The organism is Ralstonia psammae (genome assembly GCF_958405935.1).
Lineage (GTDB): Bacteria > Pseudomonadota > Gammaproteobacteria > Burkholderiales > Burkholderiaceae > Ralstonia > Ralstonia psammae.
Genome location: NZ_CATZBU010000037.1, coordinates 1 through 3,226, shown reverse-complemented (window position 1 = coordinate 3,226; position 3,226 = coordinate 1). Strand labels below are relative to the sequence as shown.

2 pseudogenes are annotated in these 3,226 nt (G+C 60.6%); one reads left to right on the top strand and one right to left on the bottom strand.

The window, feature by feature from the left end:
- Positions 1-92 precede the first annotated feature (92 nt).
- Positions 93-1,490: pseudogene (locus R2N16_RS25290) on the top strand (site-specific integrase); the annotation flags it as partial.
- 1,376 nt (positions 1,491-2,866) lie between these two features.
- On the opposite strand, the pseudogene R2N16_RS25285 reads toward R2N16_RS25290, so the two are convergent.
- Positions 2,867-3,136: pseudogene (locus R2N16_RS25285) on the bottom strand (IS5/IS1182 family transposase); the annotation flags it as partial.
- Positions 3,137-3,226: the final 90 nt, after the last annotated feature.

Sequence of the window (3,226 nt, the reverse complement as noted above, 5' to 3'; positions counted from 1 at the left end):
TCACTCTCGCTCGCCCCGAGCGTCCATGATCACGCTGAAATGCCGTCCACCATCAGCCTGATCTGACCGTCCACGATCGCTGAAATACGCAGCTTCGCACGCTGCCGCTGCCAGAACCAGCCATCAGCGATGACGTAGCGCTGTGGCTGGATGCGCGTACCGTCGCCGCGCTGCGGGCCGCTGGCATCGACACCTTGGCCGATCTGACTGTCCGCGTGCCGCGCCGGCGCCGTTGGTGGGCGGTCATCCCCGGATTGGGACAGGCCAGCGCGCGACGCATCGAGGCATTCTTTGCAGAACACCCTCGGTTGACCGAGCGCGCCCGGGCGCTGATCGCTGAACAGGTCTGCGGCGTGGTGGTGCCGTGGGAGCAATTGCGCCTGCCCAATGAGGTGGATGGCTCACAGGGTCAATTCCGTGCGCCGCGTGAGACGTGCGTGCTCGCCGCTGACAACGATTACGAGGCCGTCCAGGCTTGGCTTTCCCTACACGAATCGACCTCCACTCAACGGTCCTACCGCAAAGAGGCGGAGCGCCTGATCCTGTGGGCCATCGTCGAACGCGGCCGGCCGCTGTCGTCGCTCACCACCGAGGATGCGATTGCCTACCGGAGCTTCCTGCGTCGGCCAACACCGCGGGAGCGTTGGATCGGTCAGGCACGCCCACGCACCTCTGTCGAATGGCGGCCGTTTACGGATGGGCTGTCGGCGCGCTCAATCGCCTACGCGCTGTCCGTGCTGGGCGCGATGTTCCGTTGGTTGATTCAGCAGCGCTATGTGCTGGCCAACCCATTTGCGGGCATCAAGGTACGCGGCGGCGGCAGGACTGCCGCGCTGGATACCTCGCATGCTTTTACCGAGGGCGAATGGGCGCTGGTCCGCACCATCGCCGATGGACTGGAGTGGTCGTATGGCTGGGAGGCACCCGCCGCGCAGCGACTGCGCTTTGTGCTGGATTTCGGCTATGCGACCGGCCTGCGCGCCAGCGAACTCGTTTCCGCGAAGCTCGGCGACATGGCACCGGACCGGCAGGGCGATCACTGGCTGAACCTGGTGGGGAAGGGCAGTCGCACCGGCAAGGTCGCCCTGCCACCGCTGGCACGCACGTCGCTCGATCGCTACTTGGTCGAGCGTGGGCTGCCGGTGACGCGTGCGCGCTGGAATCCGAAGACGCCGCTGATTGGTGGGCTGGGGATCGATGCCACTGAAGGTATTACGGGGACGCGGCTGTGGAGCGTGGTTAGACGGTTTTTTGAGACGGCTGCCAATGTCATCGAGAACGATTACGCAGTGCTGGCAGAGAAGCTGCGCAAGGCCAGTCCACACTGGATGCGCCATACGCATGCCAGTCACGCGTTGGCCCGTGGCGCGGAGCTCACCACCGTTCGGGACAATCTGCGCCACGCGTCTATCTCAACGACATCGATCTATCTGCACGGCGACGACATAAAGAGGGCGCGGCAAATCAATGCCGCTTTTGCGACCAAATGATCGCGAGGTGCGCGGTCCAGGCACCACCGCGCGAAAGATATCAACGATGGCACTCACCACCATGAGGCCAACCTTCAAGGAGCGACAGGAACTCCGGAAGCAGTTCGCCCCGTGTAGCCCAGATGCTGCGATGCCTGCACGAAGGCGGGTTCCAGGTAACCGACGACAAGGCCGTTCGAGCCTGGGCAGAATATTCAGACGACAACTGTGCAGGCTGCTTGGCACCGCCAGAACACAATGAGACGCAATTGGAGAGACTACTCAAGTTTCTCTGACAAGCGCGGGGTCTCGAGCTGTTTGGCGCGTCACCGGACTCGAAGCAGTTGACGGAAGCGGTGATCTCATCGTCCCGGTTCCCCCCGATCTGTTTGAACAGTTGGGCTGGAAGATTATCGACGAGTTGTCGATTGAAAAGGTTGATCCGAACACCTTGCGACTGCGGCGCATCTAGCCCAGGTTTTCCACGTCGCTCGCGCCTGTGGGGCAGACCTGGACAAATTTATGCAAACCAACGGGAGCGCATCAGTGACACGCTTGCGCAAACAAACGTGGGGGGCCATGCGTCATATTCGCTCAATTGCCCATTTTTACTGCGCAGTGAATATGGCCCGATCATCTCCCGATGCTCATGGGGCCTAGCAGGAGGGGGGCTTTGACGAACGAGACGGGAAACTTCTATCATTGCCCTGCAAAGCGCGGATCAGATCGGCAGTCCATTCTCGAATGGCGGATCCCAGGCTTCTCCATCGAAGGCGCTTCATGCGCTGTCCTCGCCAACAGATTTACCTCCCGCATGGCCTTGCGACGAAAGTCGCTCCCCGTATGTTGGCCGCCTGGAAATATGACTCTTAGAGACTTGTATGGCTTCGCGTGAACGTAAGACGGTACGGAAAGCTGTTCTTGCCATGCAGCAGAGCAGCATAGAGGTCATCCTTCGTCTCGCTGCACGCAGTCGCACACGGCCGGCCAATGTGGCTGCGCCAGTGGTTCTTCGCACGAAAATGCGAGTTACTGGCAAAGGGCCAAAGTCGCCCTCCAAGTAACAAGGTCGCGTGCATCGTACAGCTAGGGGCGGCAAGCGGGGCTGGGGACAAAGCGTAAGTCGTGCCCACGTTACATAGCCGGAGTGGGCGGCCATCGCGGGTGATAGGTGTACAGATTTGGGGAAAATTGCGAGCGATAGGTGAAAACTCTGGTATTGGTAATTCACCTACGATAGGTGAAAGGATTTGGGGGATACACCTCCTCTAAGCTTGCCTCTCAGCCGCTTCCCACTGCAGAAGCGTTGTACGTCGCGGTTTTACGCGAGTGCCCCGGTATTGGTAATTCGCCTACGAAGTCGGCCTTGAACAATTCGTATTTCCCGCTGCTCAGCCTTATGCCATCGCCATCGCGGGCCGCAACGGCCCTACAAGGCAACAAGGGACAGAAAGAAGCCGCGGCTTTCTCGGATCATGCGCTGGTTGTGGCATGCGCCACATAGCTCCGCGTGCATCGCATCACCCAACGCGCCCTTAAGCCAGTTCCGATCGAGCTTGCCGTCAGCCTTCATGGCCTATGGCCGGCTTGATTGCGCTGCGTCGCCGGATCGTCGCCCGTAGGCCACACGTGATGCTGTACCGCGAGCCCGATTGGCAGATCTTCAGTAAGCATCTGATATGTACCGTTGCCCCGCCTTGACGCACTGATGCGATGATCGTTTGTGACGGGCACGGATGACCGACTGTGTCCACAAC